This window comes from Campylobacter sp. RKI_CA19_01122, from assembly GCF_025771325.1.
GTDB lineage: Bacteria > Campylobacterota > Campylobacteria > Campylobacterales > Campylobacteraceae > Campylobacter_D > Campylobacter_D lari_D.
Genome location: NZ_JAKMPZ010000009.1, coordinates 42,878 through 64,238, shown reverse-complemented (window position 1 = coordinate 64,238; position 21,361 = coordinate 42,878). Strand labels below are relative to the sequence as shown.

23 protein-coding genes are annotated in these 21,361 nt (G+C 29.4%); 9 read left to right on the top strand and 14 right to left on the bottom strand.

What is annotated here, in order from left to right:
• Positions 1 to 102 precede the first annotated feature (102 nt).
• The gene (locus L8U37_RS06190) at positions 103 to 1,206 is read left to right on the top strand and encodes an Mrp/NBP35 family ATP-binding protein (protein ID WP_133319616.1); all 1,104 of its coding nucleotides are present in this window, start codon (positions 103 to 105) and stop codon (positions 1,204 to 1,206) included.
• Between the two features lie 10 nt (positions 1,207 to 1,216).
• Complete coding sequence (locus L8U37_RS06185) at positions 1,217 to 2,380, top strand: 2,3,4,5-tetrahydropyridine-2-carboxylate N-succinyltransferase (RefSeq protein WP_039627879.1); 1,164 nt, start codon at positions 1,217 to 1,219, stop codon at positions 2,378 to 2,380.
• A 337-nt stretch (positions 2,381 to 2,717) separates the two neighbouring features.
• On the opposite strand, the gene L8U37_RS06180 is transcribed toward L8U37_RS06185, so the two are convergent.
• From L8U37_RS06180 to galU, 3 genes are all read right to left on the bottom strand, one after another.
• Positions 2,718 to 3,173 (bottom strand): Dps family protein, encoded by a 456-nt coding sequence (locus L8U37_RS06180; RefSeq protein WP_133319614.1) that lies wholly within the window; start codon positions 3,171 to 3,173, stop codon positions 2,718 to 2,720.
• Between the two features lie 129 nt (positions 3,174 to 3,302).
• Positions 3,303 to 4,526, bottom strand: coding sequence for a glucose-6-phosphate isomerase (locus L8U37_RS06175; RefSeq protein WP_220566824.1), 1,224 nt, complete (start codon positions 4,524 to 4,526; stop codon positions 3,303 to 3,305).
• Positions 4,516 to 5,346 (bottom strand): UTP--glucose-1-phosphate uridylyltransferase GalU, encoded by an 831-nt coding sequence (gene galU / locus L8U37_RS06170; RefSeq protein ID WP_220566791.1) that lies wholly within the window; start codon positions 5,344 to 5,346, stop codon positions 4,516 to 4,518. The genes L8U37_RS06175 and galU overlap by 11 nt, the downstream gene beginning before the upstream one ends.
• A 74-nt stretch (positions 5,347 to 5,420) precedes the next feature.
• On the opposite strand from galU, the gene L8U37_RS06165 reads away from it, so the two are divergent.
• Positions 5,421 to 6,002, top strand: a complete 582-nt coding sequence (locus L8U37_RS06165) for an IMPACT family protein (protein ID WP_220566792.1) — start codon at positions 5,421 to 5,423, stop codon at positions 6,000 to 6,002.
• Between the two features lie 19 nt (positions 6,003 to 6,021).
• On the opposite strand, the gene L8U37_RS06160 is transcribed toward L8U37_RS06165, so the two are convergent.
• The 6 genes from L8U37_RS06160 to L8U37_RS06135 form a co-directional block, all read right to left on the bottom strand.
• On the bottom strand, positions 6,022 to 6,354 hold the full coding sequence (locus L8U37_RS06160; protein ID WP_039627883.1) for a hypothetical protein: 333 nt from the start codon (positions 6,352 to 6,354) through the stop codon (positions 6,022 to 6,024).
• A 50-nt stretch (positions 6,355 to 6,404) separates the two neighbouring features.
• Positions 6,405 to 6,737: a hypothetical protein gene (locus L8U37_RS06155; RefSeq protein WP_039617462.1), complete on the bottom strand. Its 333-nt coding sequence runs from the start codon at positions 6,735 to 6,737 to the stop codon at positions 6,405 to 6,407.
• Entirely contained in the window at positions 6,734 to 8,308 is a 1,575-nt protein-coding gene (locus L8U37_RS06150) for an ABC-F family ATP-binding cassette domain-containing protein (protein ID WP_220566793.1), read from the bottom strand. The genes L8U37_RS06155 and L8U37_RS06150 overlap by 4 nt, the downstream gene beginning before the upstream one ends.
• Positions 8,309 to 8,428: 120 nt before the next feature.
• Positions 8,429 to 8,959 (bottom strand): hypothetical protein, encoded by a 531-nt coding sequence (locus tag L8U37_RS06145; RefSeq protein WP_263728829.1) that lies wholly within the window; start codon positions 8,957 to 8,959, stop codon positions 8,429 to 8,431.
• Positions 8,956 to 9,177: a hypothetical protein gene (locus L8U37_RS06140; RefSeq protein WP_263728828.1), complete on the bottom strand. Its 222-nt coding sequence runs from the start codon at positions 9,175 to 9,177 to the stop codon at positions 8,956 to 8,958. Before L8U37_RS06140 ends, L8U37_RS06145 begins: the two co-directional genes overlap by 4 nt.
• A 250-nt stretch (positions 9,178 to 9,427) precedes the next feature.
• Entirely contained in the window at positions 9,428 to 9,721 is a 294-nt protein-coding gene (locus L8U37_RS06135; RefSeq protein ID WP_263728827.1) for a hypothetical protein, read from the bottom strand.
• Between the two features lie 168 nt (positions 9,722 to 9,889).
• Between L8U37_RS06135 and L8U37_RS06130 the strand changes: the two genes are divergently transcribed.
• From L8U37_RS06130 to L8U37_RS06120, 3 genes are all read left to right on the top strand, one after another.
• A complete protein-coding gene (locus tag L8U37_RS06130; protein WP_039662706.1) occupies positions 9,890 to 10,099 on the top strand; it encodes a hypothetical protein in 210 nt (69 codons plus the stop codon).
• Positions 10,100 to 10,352: 253 nt separating this feature from the next.
• A complete protein-coding gene (locus L8U37_RS06125; RefSeq protein WP_133319607.1) occupies positions 10,353 to 11,351 on the top strand; it encodes a hypothetical protein in 999 nt (332 codons plus the stop codon).
• Position 11,352: 1 nt separating this feature from the next.
• Positions 11,353 to 12,720 (top strand): phosphomannomutase/phosphoglucomutase, encoded by a 1,368-nt coding sequence (locus L8U37_RS06120; RefSeq protein ID WP_220566797.1) that lies wholly within the window; start codon positions 11,353 to 11,355, stop codon positions 12,718 to 12,720.
• Here the strand turns inward: L8U37_RS06120 and tilS are convergent.
• Both tilS and rimO read right to left on the bottom strand, forming a co-directional pair.
• Positions 12,701 to 13,663: a tRNA lysidine(34) synthetase TilS gene (gene tilS, locus L8U37_RS06115; protein ID WP_263728826.1), complete on the bottom strand. Its 963-nt coding sequence runs from the start codon at positions 13,661 to 13,663 to the stop codon at positions 12,701 to 12,703. The genes L8U37_RS06120 and tilS overlap by 20 nt on opposite strands.
• Entirely contained in the window at positions 13,653 to 14,969 is a 1,317-nt protein-coding gene (rimO, locus tag L8U37_RS06110; RefSeq protein WP_263728825.1) for a 30S ribosomal protein S12 methylthiotransferase RimO, read from the bottom strand. The genes tilS and rimO overlap by 11 nt, the downstream gene beginning before the upstream one ends.
• 76 nt (positions 14,970 to 15,045) lie before the next feature.
• On the opposite strand from rimO, the gene prfB reads away from it, so the two are divergent.
• Positions 15,046 to 16,146 (top strand): peptide chain release factor 2, encoded by a 1,101-nt coding sequence (gene prfB, locus L8U37_RS06105; RefSeq protein ID WP_039617474.1) that lies wholly within the window; start codon positions 15,046 to 15,048, stop codon positions 16,144 to 16,146.
• Between the two features lie 19 nt (positions 16,147 to 16,165).
• Positions 16,166 to 17,002, top strand: a complete 837-nt coding sequence (locus L8U37_RS06100) for a universal stress protein (protein ID WP_263728824.1) — start codon at positions 16,166 to 16,168, stop codon at positions 17,000 to 17,002.
• A 57-nt stretch (positions 17,003 to 17,059) separates the two neighbouring features.
• On the opposite strand, the gene L8U37_RS06095 is transcribed toward L8U37_RS06100, so the two are convergent.
• The gene (locus tag L8U37_RS06095) at positions 17,060 to 18,097 is read right to left on the bottom strand and encodes a YeiH family protein (protein ID WP_263659430.1); all 1,038 of its coding nucleotides are present in this window, start codon (positions 18,095 to 18,097) and stop codon (positions 17,060 to 17,062) included.
• A 106-nt stretch (positions 18,098 to 18,203) separates the two neighbouring features.
• On the opposite strand from L8U37_RS06095, the gene L8U37_RS06090 reads away from it, so the two are divergent.
• Positions 18,204 to 19,067 carry a LysR family transcriptional regulator gene (locus tag L8U37_RS06090; RefSeq protein WP_133319600.1) on the top strand — a complete coding sequence of 288 codons (864 nt, stop codon included), beginning with the start codon at positions 18,204 to 18,206 and terminating at the stop codon, positions 19,065 to 19,067.
• Here the strand turns inward: L8U37_RS06090 and murD are convergent.
• Positions 19,059 to 20,258 (bottom strand): UDP-N-acetylmuramoyl-L-alanine--D-glutamate ligase, encoded by a 1,200-nt coding sequence (gene murD, locus L8U37_RS06085; RefSeq protein ID WP_263728823.1) that lies wholly within the window; start codon positions 20,256 to 20,258, stop codon positions 19,059 to 19,061. The genes L8U37_RS06090 and murD overlap by 9 nt on opposite strands.
• A complete protein-coding gene (mraY, locus tag L8U37_RS06080) occupies positions 20,258 to 21,316 on the bottom strand; it encodes a phospho-N-acetylmuramoyl-pentapeptide-transferase (RefSeq protein WP_263676290.1) in 1,059 nt (352 codons plus the stop codon). The genes murD and mraY overlap by 1 nt, the downstream gene beginning before the upstream one ends.
• Positions 21,317 to 21,361: the final 45 nt, after the last annotated feature.

The following is a 21,361-nucleotide window of genomic DNA, read 5'->3' as shown; positions in this document are numbered from 1 at the left end:
ACACCTTAATTTTTTATTAATGTTACGATATTATACACCATAAAAGCCAAAATTTATATTTAAGTTAGTAGAATTAATCATTTTAAACAACAAGGAGAAAAATTGAAGGAAAAAATCGAAGAAAGACTAAAACAAGTTATATATCCGGGATTTAAAAAAGATATAGTGAGTTTTGGTTTTGTAAAAAAGATTGATTTGAATGAAAAACAAGCTCATATTGTAGTCGAAATCGTTTCGGCTAATGCTCAAATTGCACAAGAACTTAGACTAAACATTGCAAATGTTTTAAAAGATTTAAATTTAGAGCTTAATTTAGAAATTATACAGCCAAAAATTCCTGAAGAAAAAAGCAATTCAAGAAGTGGTAAAAATATCGCTCCACAAATTAAAAATTTCCTTATGATTTCAAGTGGAAAAGGTGGGGTAGGTAAAAGTACTACAACTTTAAATTTAGCGATTTCTTTGGCTAAAATGGGTAAAAGGGTAGGGCTTTTGGACGCAGATATTTATGGACCAAATATACCAAGAATGCTAGGTGAAAGTAAAAGCAAACCTGAAATTGTAGGTCAAAAAATTCGTCCTATTTTATCTCATGGGGTTTATATGATGAGTATGGGTGTGTTGATAGAAGAAGGTAAGGGTTTAATGTGGCGTGGCTCTATGATCATGAAAGCGATTGAACAACTTTTAGCTGATGTGCTTTGGCCTGAACTTGATGTATTATTGCTTGATATGCCTCCAGGAACAGGTGATGCGCAAATTACCCTAGCTCAAAGCGTGCCAGTGAGTGCGGGTGTGTGTGTAAGTACTCCTCAAGTAGTGTCTTTAGATGATAGCAAAAGAGCGCTAGATATGTTTGAAAAATTGCACATTCCTGTTGCAGGTATTATAGAAAATATGAGTGGCTTTTTATGTCCTGATAATGGTAAAGAATATGATATCTTTGGTAAAGGCACCACAGAAGAAATGGCAAAAGCTTATAAGTGTGAAGTTTTAGCTCAAATTCCTATCGAAATGAGTGTAAGAGAAGGTGGAGATAGCGGTAAGCCTGTAAGTTTTTATATGCCTGAGAGTGTAAGTTCAAAAAGATATTTACAAGCTGCTGAAAAAATCTGGGAATTTATAGAAAAGGTTAATCAAGAAGGTAAAGTAGATAATTCAGCTATTCAACCTATAATGAATGGCAAAAGCGCGTGCTCGCAATAAGGAGAAAAATATGCCAATAGAAAGTAAAGAAGAATTTTTAAATTTAATCAAGCAAATCGAACAAAGGATTAATTATAAAAAGCCTAAAGCTTTTGCTATAGCAAGACTTGATCTAAGTCAAGTTGATCCTAGTAAAAAACTTCAAGCTAATTTTGGTGTGATTAATTTTGAGCAAAATTATGCCGCTGCAGCTGTTATGTTTGAAGCTTTTTTTAGAAGAGGGGTTGATGTTGATTTTAATGAAAGTGAGTTTGTGGCTACTTTGATTAAAGAAGATTTGGATTTTGCACTTGAATGCTTTGCACCATTTTTACAAGAGCAAGGTCATAAAAATATAGAAGCAATTAAAGCAGCAAAGGAAAATTTTAGAGAAAATGCTTTTTCTTTTGTTTGTATTTTTGAAGATGAAGCACCAAAAAGCTTAGAAAGTGTGTATTTAAAACTTTATTTGCTTTCAAATAAAAAAGTACCTTTGAGAAGTTTAAATTTAACAGGTGCTTTTGGGATTTTACCAAATGTTGCATGGAGTGACAATAAGCCTATTGATTTGGACTTTTTAAGAGAAAATGAGATTGATTTAAAAATGAGTGGAAGGTATCCAAGGATTGATTATGTAGATAAATTTCCAAGATTTTTAGCTCATGTTATTCCTGAGGATAATACTAGAATTTTAGAAAGTTCTAAAGTAAGAATGGGGGCGGTTTTAGCTGCAGGTACTACTATCATGCCAGGGGCTGCTTATGTGAATTTTAATGCAGGTACAACTGGAGCTTGTATGGTAGAAGGGCGTATTAGTTCATCAGCTGTTGTGGGCGAAGGTAGCGATGTAGGAGGCGGTGCTTCTATACTTGGTGTTTTAAGTGGTACAAGTGGTAATGCTATTAGTATTGGTAAAGCTTGTCTTTTGGGCGCAAATTCGGTTACAGGAATTCCTTTAGGGGATAATTGTATCGTTGATGCAGGCATTGCTGTTTTAGAAGGGACTAAATTTGCTTTAAAAAATAAAGAAGAACTTCAAAAAATCAATCCTGATTTTAAATTTGATAAAGATATATACAAAGGTTTAGAATTAGCAGGATTAAATGGCTTACATTTTAGACAAGATTCTCAAAGTGGAGTGATGATAGCAGCTTTTAATAAAAAGGCTGTAAAACTTAATGAAGATCTACATTAAATTCTTAGCCCTTATGGGTTAAGAATTTTAAAACTCATGTTGTAGATTTTAAATTAAACTATAGATATTGTAAAAATGATTTTTAGTATTTAGTTTTTTTAGTGAAAAATCCTACATAAAAGCTTGAGCTGAATACTTATCTAAATAATATTTTGTGATGATCATTTTTCAATGATATATTTTTGTTTAAAAATACATTGAGTTGCTATAAATTATAATTATAAAATAGTACTTAAGTGAACTTGGAATTTTATAAGAGTAGTTTCTCTTGGGAAGTTAAATTTGTTTTTTGACTTAAAGCAATAAAGCTTTGTAAGTCAAAAAACATTATAAATTCTTACATAGAGCAAGTATTTTGGATAGTTGAATTAAGCATCCAAAGAACTTTTTCATATTTTGCGATATTTTCTTGAGCAAATGCTGCAGTTGTAGTATCGCTTGCTTTTTCAGCTTCTTCATTTAATTTTTTAAATTCAGCTAAAAGATATTTATAATCTTCTCTAATAAATTCTAAAACTTCTACAGGAGTAAAGCAATCTTTACCATTTTCTAGTTTTGGGCTTTTTGCATTTTCCATTAAAACTTTTTGGCAAGTAATAGCTTTTTCTCCAAGTTGTAAAACTCTTTCAGCGCAATCATCAAAAAGTTCTGCCATTTCTTCATAAGCTTTTTCTGTATATTCATGAATTGAAAAAAACTGTAAACCTTTTACATTCCAATGATAATTATGAAATTTAACCCATAAATGATGAGCATCTGCTTGTAATTGTAATAATTGTTTTGTTACTGACATGTTATCTCCTTTTTTTATTTTTAAAATTATAACATAAAATTCTTAAATAATAATTATTATTATCTAATAAATTTTAATGTTAATAATTATTATATTTTCATTATACTCTTTTTTTACAATAAAGCAAATTTATTTACTTAATATATTTTTGAGTATTAATTTTCCCACCTCTACGCCAGGTTGATCATAAGTGTTAATTCCAAGCATAATGCCACATGCAGAAGTAAATAACTCATAATAATACATCAAATACCCACAGTGATAAGCATCTAATTTCTCAAGTTCTATTACATCAACACTTAAATTTTCAGCAATTAATGCATGCATGGTTGCATCGCATTGCGCGTTTAAAAGATCATGCAAATTAACTTCATTAGTAAAATCACAATTTTGTAAATGATTAAAGCTTATATTTGGGATACTAGGAGATTTTTGACTATCTTTGATTTTTAAAAAAGTAACAGTTTTATCTTTGGGTCCATCCATGATAAGTTGTAAAAAGCTATGCTGATCTCTAGCACCAATTAAAGCAATAGGAGTTAAACCTATGCGTTTAAAGCCTTGTTTTTTACCTAGACTTTCAGCAATTAGCTGAATATACCATTCATTAAAACCTTTAAAAGCATCCCCATAAGAAAAAAGCACATTAATATGCGCACTTTTATGTGTGCAGTAATGATAAGCCTTTTGTAAAATTTGATCACATTTTTTCTCAAAAAAATCTACATAACAAGCTTTTGCACCTTCTAATAAGGCTTTAGTATCATAGCCACAAAAGCTCAAAGGAACAATACCAATAGCAGATAAAACACTAAATCTACCACCGACATTTTTAGGTATAAAAAAGCATTTTATGTTTAATTCTTCTCCTAGTTTGTGAAGTTTTGACTCAAAATCAGTAATAAACACAAAATTTTTGTGTAAATTTTCATTTTTAAAATCAAAATGAGCAATGATGAGTTTAAATAAAGAAATCACTTCTATAGTTGTGCCTGATTTGCTTGCTATGATGAAAAGTGTTTTTTTGGGATTTATTTTTTGCATAGTTTGGGTAAAAGTATGTGAGGAAGTATTATCTATAATGAAAAGTTTTTTTTCTTCTACTTGATCAAATAAAAGCTCTTTTAAAGCTTTAACTCCACAACTTGATCCACCCATGCCCACTAAAACGATATTTTCTATATGAGTTTTAGTTGCGATAAATTCTTTACTTTCTTTGATTAAATCAAAGCTTGTATCTACTAAGTGATAATACCCTATATCGCCACTTTCTAACTCATCATTCATTCTATTTGCATAAGCGGTAATTTTTTTAAAATCTTGGGTTTTAAAAAATAAAGTATTATTTAGCATTTTTACTTTTCTCATAAAAATAATTTGTCGCCTCAACAAAGCCTTCTACGCTTCCACAATCAAACCTTTTTCCTTTAAATTTATAAGCTAAAACCATATTATTAGTTGCTTGTGAAAGTAATGCATCAGTTAGTTGAATTTCTCCGTTTTTACCTGCTTTAGTATTTTCTAAAATACCAAAAATATCAGGCGTTAGAATGTATCTTCCTATGATAGCTAAGTTGCTTGGAGCATCTTTTGGATCAGGTTTTTCTACCATAGAATTTACCATGATCAAATCCTCTTCCACAGCATTTCCTGCTATAACCCCATAGTTTGAAACTTGATCAGCTTCAACTTCCATCACAGCTATAACAGAGCAGCGGTATTTTTCATAAATTTTTACCATTTGAGCTAAGACATTTACTCCATCTTCATTTACACATAAATCATCCGCTAAAATAACTCCAAAAGCTTCATCTTGCACTAAAGGCTTTGATTTTAAAACTGCATCTCCTAAGCCTTTCATTTCATTTTGTCTTGTAAAAGTAAAAGTGCAGCGATCTATGAGTGTTCTTATTTCACTTAAAAGGTATTCTTTTTTAGTACCTGCGATTTGGTGTTCAAGTTCATAAGAAATATCAAAATAATCCTCTAAAGCCCTTTTTCCACGCCCCGTAACAAAGCCCATAGTTTCCATACCAGCTTCTAAAGCCTCATCTACACCATAATGAATTAAAGGCTTAGTTAGTATAGGTAGCATTTCTTTAGGTAGAGTTTTTGTAGCAGGTAGAAATCTAGTACCATAACCTGCTGCAGGAAAAATACAAGTTTGAAGCATAGTTTATCCTTAAATTTTTATAAGTTGTTTTGATTATAATTTTATTTAAATATTATAACTAATTTAAGGAAAAAATGAAAACTATTGATCAAATTTATCAAGCAAAAATAGAAATCAAAAAATCAACTTTTTTGTCGTTTTTATGTCCTTTTGAAGAGTTTCAAACTTTAATGCAAAAGCTAAGAAATGAGCATTTAAAAGCCGTGCATTTTGTATATGCTTATAGGTATTTAAATGAATTTGATCAAATCATAGAAGATAAAAGTGATGATGGTGAGCCAAAAGGAACTTCTGCTATGCCTTGTTTGAATGTCTTAAGAGGGGCTTTGCTTGTTAATTGTGCGGTGATTGTGGTGCGTTATTTTGGAGGGATTAAACTTGGTACAGGTGGTCTTGTAAGAGCTTATAGTGAAGCTACAAATGAAGCTATTTTAAATGCAATGCTTTTAGAATTTGAAGCTAAAAATATTTTAAGTTTAAACATTCCTTTTTATCTTTATGCAAGATTTGAGCATTTTTTAAATAAAAATAACATTTCTTATGAAAAAAAATTTCAAGAAAATGTTGAATTGATTTTAAGTGTTAATACAAAAGAAGAAGAGGAATTTAAAAAATTTGCAAAAGAGTTTGAATTTAGTGGACTTATTTGGAAGTAAGCGTTTGCTTACTTCATTTTCATAAAGAATTTAAAAGATCTTTTACCATATCTTTTTGTGGCTCTTGTTTTTCTTCTATATTAGCTTGCATAGGAGTTTCGTTTTGTCCTCTAAAACGATAATTATAAATATTTGACATATTTGAGCTAAAAATTCCTGTGCTAAATTGATCTTGACTCATGGCTTTTGAAAAAAGCTCATCAAGTTTTATACTTTGCTCGTTTAAATTTTCGCTATTGTTTTGACTAAGTAAAGACATAAAATCTTCATTAGCTCCTTGAGTGCTTTTATAGGCACTACTTTGACCATATCCATACTCTTTAACCGATAAATTATCATGGTTAACTTGCATGTTTTCTCCTTTCAAAATATTACAAGGAAAAAACAAGCAAAAATCATTCCTTAATCACCATGAGTTGGGTAGTATTCAGCTTCTATTTCATTGTTTTTGATAAACTCTTCTCTAGCTTTGTTACAGCGCTCATCTCTTAGTTTTCTATAAGCATTTCTACTTTCTAATTCTTGAGAAGTTAAAGGGCGATCTTCTAAAAATGAAATGTGAAAATAAGTATCATCTTCTTTGCTGAATTTTTCATAAAATTCAACATAGTCAAAATAATCTTTTTCACTTTGAAAATCAATACTTTCTTCTACATAAATAGTTGGGCCAAAACCTCTGTGATTTTGAGTAAAATGTCCAAAACCAGCTGCATATTTTATCTTAAACGAATTCATTCTAAACCTCCTAAAAATTCGTCATAACTTCCTTTAAAGTCTGTTAATTTCCCATCTTCTAAAAACCATATACGATTAGCAAAAGCACTAATTAGCTCTCTATCGTGGCTTATGCATATCACACAACCTTTGAAATTATACAAGGCTTCACCTAATGCAATGATACTTTCAAGATCTAAATGATTATCCGGTTCATCTAAAAGCAAGAAATTTCCGCGTTCTAACATTAATCTTGAAAGCATTAAGCGGTGTTTTTCACCTCCACTTAAGCTAGAAGCCATTTTTTCTTGATCACTTCCGCTAAAGAGCATTCTACCAAGACATTTGCGAATTTCATCTAAATCTTTGAATTTTTCACTCATTAACCATTCATAAAGTTTCAAATTTTCATTGATTAAATTTGTCGTATCTTGTGAAAAATATCCCATTTCTATGGTAGCACCAAGGTGGATGTGGCCACTATCAGGTTCTAATTTTGATGCAATGATTTTAGCTAAAGTGCTTTTTCCAACACCATTTGCTCCGATTAAGGCTATTTTATCACCTTTTTCTAATTTTAATTCTAAATTCTCAAATAAAGTTTTATCATAAGCTTTGCTAATACCTTTTAATTCTAAAACTTCATTTCCTATTTCTCTATTTGTTCTAAAAATTATACTAGGATCACGCCTACTTGAAGTTTTAATCTCTTCAAGTTCAAGTTTTTCTAAAGCTTTAGCCCTGCTTGTAGCTTGTTTGGCTTTTGAAGCATTAGCGCTAAAACGGCGTATGAAATTTTCTAATTCTTCTCTTTCTTTTAAAGTTTTATCGCGTTTGAGTTCAGCTTGTTTAGCAAGTAAGGTTGAAGCCATATACCAATCATCATAATTTCCAGCAAAATCGCGTATTTGTTTAAAATCCACATCTAAAATTCTTGTACAAACTTTATTTAGAAAATGTCTATCATGGCTAATTACTACTAAAGTTCCCTCATGTCTTAAAAGTTCATTTTCAAGCCAAGAAATAGCTTCTAAGTCAAGGTTGTTTGTAGGTTCATCTAAAAATAATACATCAGCACCTAAAAATAATACTTGAGCTAATAAAACTTTAAATTTATCCGCACTTTGTAAAGTACTCATGAGAGCATTAAAATCTTTAATATTTAAAGAGCTAAGAATTTTTTCACATCTAAGCTCGCAATCATAGTTTGGATCTTCTTCTGCTGTTATGATTTCAAGCTCGCTTAATCTATCATTAATTTCATCGGTAAATTCTTCACTCATATAAAGTTTTTCTTTTTCTTTTAGTGCATCATATAATCTTTTATTTGCACACATTACCGCATCTTTGATAGTGTAGTTTTCAAAAGCAAATTGATCTTGTCCTAACACTGCGATTTTTAAATTTGGATCTATGCAAATTTCTCCACTGCTTGATTCTATTTCACCTGAGAGAATTTTTAAAAAGGTTGATTTTCCTGCGCCATTTGCACCTATAAGTCCATATCTTTCACCACGGTTTAATTTTAAATTTACATCTTCAAATAAAAGTTGATTTGCAAAACGCATAGTGAGATTTTTTACTTCTACCATAATTTTCCTTAGAATTTTTACTTATAAAAATTTTTAAGAAATTGTAACAAAAAAAGACTTGAAATTAATTGAGTATAAATTTTGCTTGGCAATAAAATAAAATTTCATTGCCAAAATAAACTAATAATTCAAAAGTTCTACAAAAACTTGTTTTTTATCATCGCTAAATTGAGCGCTATATGAAATTTGTACTTCATGCTCTCCCCCATCAAATATAATTCCTTTTAAAGTGCCTCTTGCATAATTTTCTCTCATATCATCTGGCATTTGTGGGTAAGTTAATTTCAAACTAGCTCTACAAAAACTTGTTTTTTTATCATTACTATCTTGAGTTATAAAACTACTAAAAGAAGTATAACCTACTTCATTAGCATAATCTTTTAAGTCAAATATAGGTTTTAAATGAGCTCTTAAAATTCCAATGGTATCGGTAGATGATATAGCCTCTAAATCCCTTATATCCATGCCATTTAAGCTTATTTTTAAGGCCTTTAAAGACTGCTCACTTAGTCCATACTCAATATAAACCCACTCATCATCTAAAATACTTTTTAATGTAAGCTGAACAACCTCATCGTCGCATTTTGGCTTATTATTAAAACATCCTGTAAATAACAAAACCATTATGAAACTTAATAAAATATTTTTCATTGATTAGCCCCATCTTGGCTTAAAAGATTTTTTAATAAATCTAAGCTAAGCTGTGGCGGAAATATAAGATAAGAATTTTTAGGAAAATCATTTGATTTTAAACCTATGCAAAATTTTTCATCTTTATTTGTATATGTTTTTCCAGCGACAATTTTAAAAGTATTTTTCTCATAAATCAAAGTGGGTTCTGTTTCAAAAGGTGCGTGTTTTTCATTCATTTTATCTCCTTAAATAAGTAAAAATTGAGAATATTTTCTTCCACAAATATACTAAGATTTTATATCGTCTATAATTAAGTTAATTTTTTCAAGATTTTGATTTCTGAGCAATACGCCAACTATAAACAAATCTATAAACCAAATACCAAAATTACCATAATTGATTATATTTGAAGTAGTTATCCAAAATGAATCATATGAGGAATCAGCAATAAAGCCAATTATCATAGCAAGCAAAGTTAAAACTAATCTAAAAATTCCCCATCCAATTTGACCTATATAAAATCTTGCAACACCAAAACCACCTAATAAAAAAATTATAAACCCAAAAGACTAGAGTTGGGTTTTTGAGCTTGGTATATTGAAGTCTTGTATATACTTTATCCAACTTATCAGAACTTAAAGTTTCAAGTTTCTTTTTTAAATCTTCATTTGACATAATAGGATCAGAATATTTATATCCTCGACTTATTCTTTTTCTAAAAGACCCATATTCTTTTGGTAATTTATTTTTTATTGATAAAAATAAACTCGTAGCATCCATTCTTTCACTCCTTAACTTAAGATAACTTGAATTATTCCACAATTTAGCTTAATTAATATTGAAATAATCAATATTAATTAAATAAAACATAGAATATTTCAATTGTTTTTAATAAAGAATTTTTAATGTAAAATCAGCCCATAAGTATTTAAAAATTTAGGGTAGCTTATGGCAAAAAAGAGCAAACGCGATATGGCATATGAATTAGATATTGATGTTAGCACTTTGTATAATTGGAGAAAATACAAACCTAATTTATATCGCATCGTTATGCTTGGCTTTAAATTTGATGAACTTTTGGAAAAAAATAAAAAAAATTATGAAGAGCTACTTGAGATAAATCAAACCATACAAGATGAAATTGCAAAATTTAAATAAAAACAATTGAATGATTTTAATATATTTATTAGCTTTTTAATTTCATAAAGTTTTATTTTAAAAGTTTTTTCGTGTTATCATTTGTTGCTTTGAAATTTAACTATCTAAGATAAATTGCATTATTTTTTACTAAGCATATTTCAGGCATATTTATTTTAATTTCTATTTTTATTTTACTTATAATATGTATTAAAAAAATAATTCAAAATTGTTGTATAATTTTTAAAATTATTTTTAAATTAAGGTTATTTGATTGAGTTTAGTTTTATTATCTTTTTTACCTTCTTTTAGTTTTGTTTTGGAATTTTTAGCTTTATTTTTAGCTTATTTTTTTAAGCAAAATAAGATTTTTTTCTTGCTTTTGTTGATTTTATGTGCTAGGGCTTTATCTTTAGTGGCAAGTGAATATCAAGCGCATTTGTTTATCTCGGTATTTTTACCTTTTTCTTTTGTGCTTTTTGTATTTTTACAAGATAGTAAACTTGTTTTTGAAAGAATTAATTTTATTAAATTTGCGTATTTAGCCTTTATGGGTTTTGTAGCGTTAATACTTAGCACAAGTACTAATTTTAATGCAAGCATTACAAGTGAAATTTTTGGCCTTTCAACGCAATTTTTTAAGCCTATTAGTGAGTTAAGCTTTTGTGTGTTTTGGGTAGGAATGATATTTTTATTATTTTCATATTTTAAAAATAATGATTTTCATTTTTTACTTGCTTATATGGGCTTGAGCGTGCAATTTTTATTTTACAATAGTGTTGATTTGGGTTATTATGAATTTGCTTCTTTGGTGTTGATAGGATTTTTAGTGTATAAAGCTTATAAAATAGCCTTTTTTGACACTTTAACCAATTTGCCAAATTTAAAGGCCTTAAGAAGATATGCCCAAGGACTTGAAAATTTTCATTTAGCCTTGATTGAAGTAAAAAATATCAATGAAATTTATCATCAAAAAGACTCAAAAATGGGCGAGTTTATAATGCATGAATTTGCTAGGATTTTAAAAAAAGCTTTACATGCTAGGGTTTTTAAAGATGATAAGGATTATTTTATTATTGTATTTGAAAATGAAAATATAGCCTTTGTGCAAAGCAAGCTTCAAATGCTTGAAAATTTTATGCAAAAATATTGTTTTGAATTTAAAGAACAAAATGTAAAGTTAGAAATTAAACTTTGTTTATCAAGTAAAAATGAAAACATAGAAGAAAGTTTAAAACAAGCAAAATTAGAACTTAGAAGACAAAAGGATTAAAATGTTAGATTTAATTTTTAGAGAGTATGATATAAGAGGGCTTTACCCAAGTGAGTTAAATGAAAAAAGTGTAAAAGCCATAGGCTATGCTTTGGGTTTAGAAATGAAATCAAGGGGTTGTGAGAAAGTAAGCGTAGGCTATGATGCAAGATATAGCGCAAATGAACTTTTTAACTATTTAATCAGTGGTTTAAATAAAGCTAATATGCAAGTTTTCAATATAGGCTTAGCACCAACTCCTATGGGGTATTTTAGTTTATTTTTTGATGAAATTTTTGATGCAAATATCATGATAACAGGTTCGCATAATCCAAAAGAATACAATGGCTTTAAAATAACGATTAATAAAGAAAGTTTTTTTGGTGCTGATTTGAAAAAGCTTTCTTTAAAAGTGCAAGAGTATTTAGAACTTGAAATCAATGATGATTTAAGATATGAAAATTATGATATTAAAAGCTTATACATAGACTTTTTAGCTAAACATTTTTCACATCTTAAGGGCTATAAAGAAAAAATCATTATTGATTGTGCAAATGGAGCTACTGGAGTGATTATAAAGCCTTTGGTGGAAAAATTAAATCTTAATGCACAAATTTTATTTGAAAATCCTGATGGAAATTTCCCAAATCACGCGCCCGATCCAACAGAGCTTGAAAATTTACACGCATTGCAAGTTGCGCTAAAAGAAAATGAAAATGCAAAAATGGGCTTTGCTTTTGACGGAGATGGAGATCGCTTGGTGGTTGCAAGTAAAGATTATGTATTTAAGGGCGATGAGCTTTGCTATTTATTTGCTAAAAATATAAAAAATCCTAGAGTTTTAGGTGAAGTAAAATGTTCTAAAAATCTTTTCGATGAGGTAGCTAAATTTGGTTTTATCATGATGGGTAAGACCGGGCATTCTAATATTAAAAAAACAATGAAAGAGCAAAATATCGACATAGCAGCAGAGCTTAGTGGGCATATTTTCTTTAAAGATAGATATTTTGGTTATGATGATGGAATTTATGCATTTTTAAGAACTTTAGAGCTTTTAGTAAATGGTTTTGATATAGAAAAATTAGTTAAAGAATTACCAAAACTTTATGCAAGTGAAGAGATTAAGCTTAAGGTTAGTGAAGAAAATAAATTTCAAATCATAGAAAAATTTAAAGAAAAAGTAAAAGCAAATGCTTTTGAAAATGTGCTTGATTGTAATGAAATTGACGGAGTTAGAATTACCTTTAAAGAAGGCTGGGCGCTTTTGCGTGCTTCTAATACAAGTCCATATCTTATCATGCGTGCTGAAGCTACAAGTGCTGAATTTAAAGACTTTTTAGAAGTAAGAGTAAAAGAACTTTTTGAAGAAATCATAAAAGAGCTTGCATAAGTTTTTTTACATCAATATTTTTTGTGTATAAATATGCTCTTAAGAGTTTAGGGATTTTTGCTTTTCTATAAATTTCTTTAAATTCTTTTGGCATTTTCTCACAACTTACAAAAGGAAAAATCAAAACTTTTTCCTGTATATAAACAATGCCTATTTTATGTGAAATCACTCCATCGCCTTTTAATGCTTCTTGTCTTTGTTTGGCACTTAAAAGCACTCCAAGTTTTTTAAAGCATTTTGCGATTAAACTTTCATCTTTATGAGTAATGTAAATATTTTTAAATTCACAAATATTTTCTTCTTTTAAGTCTTTTTCTAGGTATTTAAAGCTCTTTTTTACTCCATTTGGATAAAGCTTTAAAAACTCATTAGCAAAATTTTTGCGTATGAAATTTCTAAAATATTTTTCATCATCATTGCTCTCATCATGAAAATAAGCGATATTGTTGTCTTTTAGGTAGTTTGAAATTTCTTCTTTTGGAATTTCAAGCAAGGGTCTTATGATGGTAAAATATTTTCTTTTTTCAATATCTTTAAAACCAAGTAATTCTCTAAGCCCTGCACCTTTAGAAAATTGCATTAAAAACCATTCTAGTTTATCATTTAAATGATGAGCTAGTAAAAGATTATCATAAGAGTGATTTTTGCAAAGTTCTTCAAAAAATTCATAACGCAAAGCTCTTGCATGGGCTTCGAAATTTTTTGTTATCTTGGGTGCGGTTTTGATGTAAATTTTTTTATGAAAACGCTTGGCTAATTCTTTAGCACTTTGCTCTTCTTTATCGCTGTTTTTGCGAGTTTTGTAGTTTATAAAAGCAAGATCAAAATCTATATTTTTTTCTAAAAGCATGAAAAATAAAGCACTAGAATCACTCCCATGAGAAAACGCTAAAAGATTTTTCCCTTGCTTTAAATGATTTAAATATTTACTATCAATCATCAAGCTTTCTTAAGGCTTTTGCAATGAGTTTTTTATCTAAGCTCTGCGTGATTTCACACTCATAAAGCTCGCCCATTTCTAAATTGCCACAATCACTTTCATTGATGAGAATTTCTCCATCTATATTTCTATCCCAACGCAAATCTTTTGCACCGATGAAAAATTCTCCTTCAGAGCTTTGACCTTCACAAAATGCTAAAGTCTTTTTACCAACTTGTTGATTAAAGCTTTTTTCTATGCATTCATCGACGATTTTTTCTATCACTTTTAATCTTGCATTGATGATTTTACTAGGAATTTGTTCCATGTCAAAAGCTGCAGTATCTTCTTCTTTAGAATAAGCAAAAACACTAATTCTATCAAAACCAAATTCTTTTATAAAAGCGCATAATTCTTCAAAATCCTCATCACTCTCTCCAGGGTGTCCTACTATAAAACCTGTGCGTAAAAATGAATTTGGAGCTTGTTTCATTAAATTTAAAAGTTCGATTAGTTTTGCTTTATTAGCCCCGCGTTTCATGATTTTAAGCATATTATCACTGATGTGCTGCAAAGGCATATCAAAATAATTTACAAAAACTTTTGACTGAATGATTTTTTCTATCACTTCTTTACTAATGCTTGTTGGATATAGATATAAAATTCTAGCAGCCTTTACACCTTGGATATTTTCTATAGCTTCAATAAGCTTTAAAAGTCCATCTTTTTGACCTTGATCAAACAAATACGAGCTTGTATCTTGAGCAATAAAAGAAAAATCTTTATAGCCTTTTTTAACAAGTTCTTTTACTTCATTTATAATACTTTCTAAGCTTCTTGATTTAAGTTTGCCTTTAAAACTTGGTATAGCGCAAAATGAACATTTTTGATTGCACCCTTCAGCTATTTTGATAAAAGCATGATAGTTTGATCCTGTGATCACACGATTGGTATTTTTATCTTGTAAGTAAGTAGAATTTGAAAATAGATTAGTTTTTTTAAGTATCATTTCATCAATTTTTTCATAATCTCCCACACCGGTAAAAAGATCAACTTCAGGTAGTTCTTTCATTAATTCTTCGCGGTAGCGCTGCATTAAACATCCTGTTACAACCAGCAACGAGTCCTTTTTTCTTTGCTCGTGTAAGTCTAAAATCGCATTTATGCTTTCTTTTTTAGCACTATCTATAAAACCACAGGTATTTACAATCAAAACATCAGCTAAGCTTGGCTCATCACAAATTTCATAATTACTTAATCTTCCAAGCATGATTTCACTATCGACTAAATTTTTATTACAACCTAAAGACATTAAAAAAAGTTTTGGCATATTTCTCACTTTAAATGTTTTATTTTTTGCTAAAATTATAAGATTAAATTATATCAAAATTAGAAAGAAAATTTTTATGGATAATTACGAATACAGCGAACTTTTAAAAAAATTAAAAAACAAAGTTGGAAATATCGCTTCTATTATTAAGCCTGAAGAGATAAAAGCAAGATTAAAAGAAATAGAAAATTTAGAAAATTCCCCTTCTTTTTGGAGTGATGTAAAACAAGCAGGCGTTATAGGTAAAGAAAAAACTAAAATTTCAAATTTACTTAAAAATTATGAAAATGCAAATAATGCTTTAAATGATGCAAGCGAGCTTTTTGATCTTGCTAATAGTGAAAATGATTTAGACACCATAGAAGCTTTATTTGAAGATGCAAACAAGCTAGAAGATCTTATTGTAAATCTTGAAATTTCTATGCTTTTAAGTGGGGAAAATGATGGTAAAAATGCCATAGTTTCTATTCACCCAGGAGCAGGTGGAACGGAGAGTAATGACTGGGCTAGCATGCTTTATAGGATGTATTTGAGATTTTGTGAAAGAGAAGGTTTTAAAGTAGAAACACTTGACTTTCAAGAAGGCGAAGAAGCAGGGCTTAAAGATGTTAGCTTTTTAGTAAAAGGTGAAAATGCTTATGGGTATTTAAAAGCTGAAAATGGCATTCATCGTTTAGTAAGAACTTCTCCTTTTGATAGTGCAGGGCGTCGCCATACGAGTTTTTCTAGTGTGATGGTTTCACCTGAACTTGATGATGATATTGAAATAGAAATTGAAGAAAAAGATATAAGGATTGATTATTATAGAGCAAGCGGAGCGGGTGGACAGCATGTTAATAAAACTGAATCAGCAGTGCGCATAACTCATATGCCAAGTGGTATAGTAGTGCAATGTCAAAATGATAGAAGCCAACACAAAAACAAAGCAACTGCTTTTAAAATGCTAAAATCACGCCTTTATGAGCTTGAGCTTATGAAACAACAAGATGAAGCAAATTCAAGCGAAAAAAGTGAGATAGGTTGGGGTCATCAAATCCGCTCTTATGTGCTTTTTCCTTATCAACAAGTCAAAGATACACGCTCAAATGAAGCTTTTTCGCAAGTTGATAATATCTTAGATGGGGATATTAAAAAAATCATAGAAGGTGTTTTAATAGCACAAAAAGCACAAGATTGATACTACAAAAGGATATTAAATGGAAAAAATTCTAGTTTGTGTAGATGTTTTAGAGCCTTGTAGGGAAAGTTTGCATTATGGAGTGTATTTAGCTAAAAAGCTAGATTTACCTTTAATGTTTTTATATACTATAGAACCAAATTTTACTAATGCTGAATTAGCTTGTAGTTTTGGCATAGGTGCTAGTGGGTGTGTGATTGAAGATTTAGTAGAAGAGCAAAGCCAAAAAAATGAAAATCTTTGCAAAAAAGGGCAAAGAATTTTAGAAGAATTTTGCACTTATGCAAAAGAACAAGGCGTAAAAGAATGCTTTAGTGTGCAAAGAGATGGAGACTTAGAAGAAGTTTTAAAAGAATACAATGATCAAATAAGATTAGCCATAGCAGGTTTAAAAGGCGGAGGTAAGAAAAACAAAATAGGTATTCATACAGAAGAATTAGTAAGAGCTTTAAATGTGCCTATTTTGCTTGTAAATTCTGCTTTTAAAGAGATTAAAAGTGTAATGATGGCTTATGATGGGAGTAATTTGGCTAAAAAGGCCATAGAACAAGCCATTAAAAGACCTATTTTTAAAGAAGCAAAGCGTTATGTAGTAAATGTTTCTAAAGATGAAAAAGCTTCTTGTGAGTTATTAGCTCAAGTAGGTCAAATTTTTAAAGAAGCAAATTTAAATGTGCAAACACAGCATTTAAGTGGAGAGATTACTCAAGCTTTATTTGATTTTGGTGAGCAAAATGATATAGATTTATTGATTATGGGGGCTTACTCACATCACTGGGTAAAAAGTATTTTATTTGGTAGTTTGACAAATGATATTTTAACTAAGGCTAAAAAACCTTTATTGTTAATTCGCTAACATTAATCTATTTTGATTAAAGATTATAAAATAAATACATGAAGAATTTTCATGTATTTATAAATTTAATAATAAAATAAAACTAATTGATATAAAGATTAACCATATAAAAAGAAAAAATGCCATTAAAAATGGTTTAAAACCTGCATTTTTTAAAACATTTTTATGGATATTTACTCCTAAAGCTACCATAGCCATAGAAAGCAAAAGTGTGTCTATAGTTTGTATGCTTGGTTTTATATAGTTAAGCGCAAAATCTGTATTTAATATTTCAAGTGAGCTAATACCGCATGCAAATAAAAACCACAAAGCAAAATAAGGAATATTTGCTTTAATGGAGATTTTTTCATTATTTTTACTTAGAAATTTCAATGAAAAAAGACTTAAGAAAATCAAAAAAGGCACTAGCATTAAAACACGCATCATTTTTTCTATGACAGCACCATCTCCTGCTTTTACAGCTTCACCTGCTGCAACAGCATGTGCAACTTCATGCAAGCTTGCTCCCATGAAATACCCCATTTGCTTTAAATTAAAAAAATCAAACCAACCTAAATTCCAAGCCAAAGGATATAAAAACATCCCTAAAGTTCCAAACACAACCACAGTGCAAACTGCTACGCCAACTTTAGCAGAGCCACCTTTAACAATGCTTTCACTAGCCATCACAGCAGCTGCTCCACAAATGCTTGAGCCACTACTTATAAGTATGCTTTCTTTAAGATCAAGTTTGAATAATTTTCCTAACAAAAGCCCTATAAAAAAGGTAGAAAATACCACTAAAAATGCTAGCAAAATCCCATTTAATCCAACTTTTTCTAAATCATTAAAAGTAATTCTAAAACCATAAAGTATAATTCCAAGTCTTAAAATTTCTTTTGTTGCTATGCCTAAAACTCCTGATTTTTTGAGTAAATTTGCATTTTGATGAGCTAAATTTCCTATTAAAGCTCCTAAAATCACGGCTATGATTAAAGCTGAAATTCCAAGATTTTTAAAAAAATTAAGCTCAGAAATAGCAAAAGCACAAAAAGCAAGAGTAAAAAGCAGTAAAAAAGCTTCAAATTTTCTATGTTTATATATATTTTTATGCATGAATTTTTCCTTTTTTTGTTTTTTGTAATCTTAATGATTTTTTTGTGATAAGTAAAATTAATTTTATTTGATATAATGATTAAAAATATTTATCAAAAGAGTGCTTATGACTTTTAAACAAATAAAATATTTTCAAGCCTTGTGTAGAAATTTAAATTTAAGAGCTTGTGCTAAAGAATTAAATATAACTCAATCTGCTTTGTCTTTAGCTATATTTGAACTTGAAAAAAGTTTAAACACCAAGCTTTTTGATAGAAATGCTAAATTTTTAAGTTTAAATGAAAAAGGAAAAGTGTTTTTAAAACAAATCACTCCTTTGATTTTAGAATTTGAACGCATAGAAAAAGCAATGCAAGATGATCAAAGCTATGAAATAAGTATGAAAGTTAGTCAAAATGTAGGTACTTATTTACTAGGAACTTTTTTGGATCAAAAGGCAGAAAATATCAAATTAAATTTGTCTTTGGATAATAGTCAAAATATTATCAAAGATATTTTAGATAAAGAAATCGATATAGGTTTGATTGAAGGGATTTGCAAAGATAAGGATATAAAAAAGATTAAAATTTGTGATGATGAGCTTATTGTGGTGAGTAAAAATGACTTCAAAAAAGAATTTTTCATAGATGAATTAAAGGATTTTAAATGGCTAAGTCGTGAGCAAGGTTCAGGTGCAAAAGAAGTGTTTTTAAATGCTTTGCCTAAAGATGTAAAGCTTAATTTGGTTTATGAGTTAAACTCAACTGCTATGATAAAAGAGTTGACTAAAAAAGGTAAATTTTTAGCAGTTTTACCTAAATTTAGTGTTAAAGAAGAGCTCGAAGCTAAAAGTTTATTTGAAGTAAGATTAAAAAATTTTAAAATTTCAAGAGAGCTTTGCTTGATTTATCATAAAAATAAAGAACCAAGCAATAAATTTATAAATTTATGTGAGTTTTTAAAATTTTGCATTCAAAAAGATTTAGCTTAATTCTTGAATACATTTTTTAAAAAGCTCTCCTCTTTCTTCATAAGACTTAAACTGATCTAAGCTTGCACAAGCAGGGCTTAGTAGGGCTACTTCATCATTAGTTAAGTTTTGATTGATTTTTTCTACCGCTTTAGGTAAAAACTCACAAAAATGTGCTTTTAAATTAGCATTTTTAGCATAATCAAGTATTTTATTGGTGCTTTTTCCTATGGCATAAAGCTCTATATCAAGCTCTTTCATAAAAACAAATAAAGCGCTTAAATCCACTCCCTTGTCATCCCCACCTATGATAAGATGAATTTTTTTATCCTTATAGCGTTTAAGAGCAGCTAAACTAGCATCAAGATTAGTTGCTTTAGTATCATTTACCCAAAGTCTATTTTTATGATCAAATATTTCTTCAAGTTTGTTTTTTTCTATCTTAAACTCGTTTAAAAGCTCATAAGAGCAACGATCTAGTATGATTTTTTCTATACTTAAGGCAATAAGAGCATCAAGCAAAAATGGGGTTTTAAAATGAATTTTTTCTAAATCAATTTGCATTTTTTTAGCTAAATCTTGCTCATCTTCATAGCTTATAACATAAGCATGAGTTGGATAAGCCTCATATTTTTTAGGTAAAATTACCACATCATTTTCATTCATTCTTTCAAGCACGCTAAGCTTGGCTTGCTCATAATTTTCAAAGCTTTTGTGCCAAGAAAGATGATCGGGCGTGATAGGTAAAAGTGCATAAATTTCAGGTTTAGCTACTTTGGTGTAAAAAAGCGAAAAAGATGAACTTTCTAAAATCCATAATTTAGCACTAATATCCATTTGTACTAAAGGAGTTCCTATGTTTGCTCCCATTTGTGCATTGATGTGTTTTAAAAGATGATGTGTCATTTGGGTGGTGGTGGTTTTGCCATTTGTTCCGCTTATCCAAACACTTTTTGGCATGCCATCATAAAAAAAATCATATTCACTACTTAAATTTCTTGCTTGCTGTATGAGAAGATGATCATTTGGAAAGCCAGGACTTGGAATTTCTAAGTCACTTTTTAAAGGATCAAATTCACAAGGCGGTAAAAGTGTATTGTTAAATTCATCTTTACTTATACTTGCAAAATGATCATCATAAATATCGCAATTTCCAAAACGCTGTGCAAAAGCTTTAGTTGTTTTTCCGTATCCAAAAAGTGAAATTTTCATTATCTTAACTTTATACTAATTAATGCAATAATATTTGCAAGTAAGGCTATCATCCAAAAACGCACAATGATTTTATTTTCCACCCAGCCTATTTTTTCAAAATGATGATGAATGGGTGCCATTTTAAATACTCTTTTGTTAAAGATTTTAAAACTTCCTACTTGTAAAATTACTGAAATAGTTTCTAAAACAAATACAAAACCTATAAGCAAAAGCAAAATTTCATTTTTACTTACTATACCAAGATAGCCTAAAAACGCCCCTATGCTTAAACTCCCACTATCTCCCATAAAAACTTGTGCAGGATAGCAGTTATACCACAAAAATCCCATAAGTGCACCAACTAAAGCCGCACTTATTACCACAAGTTCTCCTAGACCTTGAATTTTAGGTAAGAATAAATAAGAACTATAAATAGCATTTCCACTTAAATACAAAAAAGCACCAAGACTTAAAAGAGAAAATATAGAAGGCACGGTTGCAAGACCATCAAGTCCATCGGTTAAATTTACAGCATTGGAGCTTGATATAATAACTAAAATCCATAAAAACAACATAAACATACCGCCATCAAAAATAGCATGTTTGTAAAAAGGTAAATAAAATTCAGTATTTATATCAAATAAATATAATAATCCAACACAAATAAAAGCAGCGCTAAATTGCCCTAGTAGTTTCATTTTTGGGCTTAATCCTGCGTGATTGTCTTTTTTTAAAATTTTCCCCAAATCATCAACTAAGCCTATAGTACAAAATAGTACTAAACATAATAATCCAACGATTACAAAACTATTATTTAAATCAGCGCTTAAAACACTTGCTATGATAGTAGCAAAGATAAAAACAAGCCCACCCATAGTAGGGGTATGAGATTTAGCTTGGTGTGATTGTGGAGCGTATTCATAAATAGGTTGATTTGCTTTTTTGTTTTGAGCCCATTTGATAAATTTTGGCATTAAATACAAACTCAAAAACAAAGCAATAAAAAATGCAAAACCAGCACGCACGCTAATATAAGAAAAAAACATATAATTTGTATATTCTGTAAGATAAAGCAAAATTTTAACCTTGTATTTGTTTTTTAAAAGCATAATTTTAGTAAA

Coding starts and splice junctions, on each gene's coding strand:
- L8U37_RS06185 (WP_039627879.1), top strand. CDS start 1,217: ATGCCAATAGAAAGTAAAGAAGAATTTTTAAATTTAATCAAGCAAATC.
- L8U37_RS06180 (WP_133319614.1), bottom strand. CDS start 3,173: ATGTCAGTAACAAAACAATTATTACAATTACAAGCAGATGCTCATCAT.
- L8U37_RS06175 (WP_220566824.1), bottom strand. CDS start 4,526: ATGCTAAATAATACTTTATTTTTTAAAACCCAAGATTTTAAAAAAATT.
- galU (WP_220566791.1), bottom strand. CDS start 5,346: ATGCTTCAAACTTGTATTTTTCCTGCAGCAGGTTATGGTACTAGATTT.
- L8U37_RS06165 (WP_220566792.1), top strand. CDS start 5,421: ATGAAAACTATTGATCAAATTTATCAAGCAAAAATAGAAATCAAAAAA.
- L8U37_RS06160 (WP_039627883.1), bottom strand. CDS start 6,354: ATGCAAGTTAACCATGATAATTTATCGGTTAAAGAGTATGGATATGGT.
- L8U37_RS06155 (WP_039617462.1), bottom strand. CDS start 6,737: ATGAATTCGTTTAAGATAAAATATGCAGCTGGTTTTGGACATTTTACT.
- L8U37_RS06150 (WP_220566793.1), bottom strand. CDS start 8,308: ATGGTAGAAGTAAAAAATCTCACTATGCGTTTTGCAAATCAACTTTTA.
- L8U37_RS06145 (WP_263728829.1), bottom strand. CDS start 8,959: ATGAAAAATATTTTATTAAGTTTCATAATGGTTTTGTTATTTACAGGA.
- L8U37_RS06140 (WP_263728828.1), bottom strand. CDS start 9,177: ATGAATGAAAAACACGCACCTTTTGAAACAGAACCCACTTTGATTTAT.
- L8U37_RS06135 (WP_263728827.1), bottom strand. CDS start 9,721: ATGGATGCTACGAGTTTATTTTTATCAATAAAAAATAAATTACCAAAA.
- L8U37_RS06130 (WP_039662706.1), top strand. CDS start 9,890: ATGGCAAAAAAGAGCAAACGCGATATGGCATATGAATTAGATATTGAT.
- L8U37_RS06120 (WP_220566797.1), top strand. CDS start 11,353: ATGTTAGATTTAATTTTTAGAGAGTATGATATAAGAGGGCTTTACCCA.
- rimO (WP_263728825.1), bottom strand. CDS start 14,969: ATGCCAAAACTTTTTTTAATGTCTTTAGGTTGTAATAAAAATTTAGTC.
- prfB (WP_039617474.1), top strand. CDS start 15,046: ATGGATAATTACGAATACAGCGAACTTTTAAAAAAATTAAAAAACAAA.
- L8U37_RS06100 (WP_263728824.1), top strand. CDS start 16,166: ATGGAAAAAATTCTAGTTTGTGTAGATGTTTTAGAGCCTTGTAGGGAA.
- L8U37_RS06095 (WP_263659430.1), bottom strand. CDS start 18,097: ATGCATAAAAATATATATAAACATAGAAAATTTGAAGCTTTTTTACTG.
- L8U37_RS06090 (WP_133319600.1), top strand. CDS start 18,204: ATGACTTTTAAACAAATAAAATATTTTCAAGCCTTGTGTAGAAATTTA.
- murD (WP_263728823.1), bottom strand. CDS start 20,258: ATGAAAATTTCACTTTTTGGATACGGAAAAACAACTAAAGCTTTTGCA.